The following is a 574-nucleotide window of genomic DNA, read 5'->3' on the forward strand; positions in this document are numbered from 1 at the left end:
AGACCCACATAAAGAAGAGAAAATGGCCGTTATCGCCAAGGCTCTTGCCCAGTGCAGCGCTGAGCATCCTGTATTTTACGAGGATGAAGTGGATATCCATCTCAACCCCAAAATAGGGGCTGACTGGCAACTTCGTGGTCAACAAAAACAGGTTGTTACGCCGGGACAAAACGAAAAATATTATCTGGCCGGTGCATTACACAGTGGCACGGGAAAAGTCAGCTATGTTGGTGGCAGCAGCAAAAAATCGGGACTATTTATCAGCTTGTTGGAACATCTTAAGAGCACGTATCGGCGGGCAAAAAGCATCACCCTGATCGTTGATAACTACATTATCCATAAAAGTCGTGAAACACTTCGGTGGCTGAAGAAGAACCCCAAATTTATTGTTATTTATCAACCCGTCTACTCGCCATGGGTGAACCACGTTGAAAGGCTGCGGCAAGCATTACATGACACGATAACCCGGAATCATAGCTGCCGTTCGATGTGGCAATTACTGAAAAAGGTACGCCACTTTATGAAAACGGTAAGCCCATTCCCTGGTAGGAAGCACGGTCAGGCAAAAGTGTAG

General features: G+C 46.5%; 1 protein-coding gene. It reads left to right on the plus strand.

Features of this window, described 5'->3' with window-relative positions; translation table 11 throughout:
- A partial coding sequence (locus AC2A06_RS18795) for an IS630 family transposase (protein WP_484381291.1) occupies positions 1 to 574 on the plus strand: 574 nt, incomplete at its 5' end.

Source organism: Serratia sp. HNCC26DJ244, from assembly GCF_057180565.1.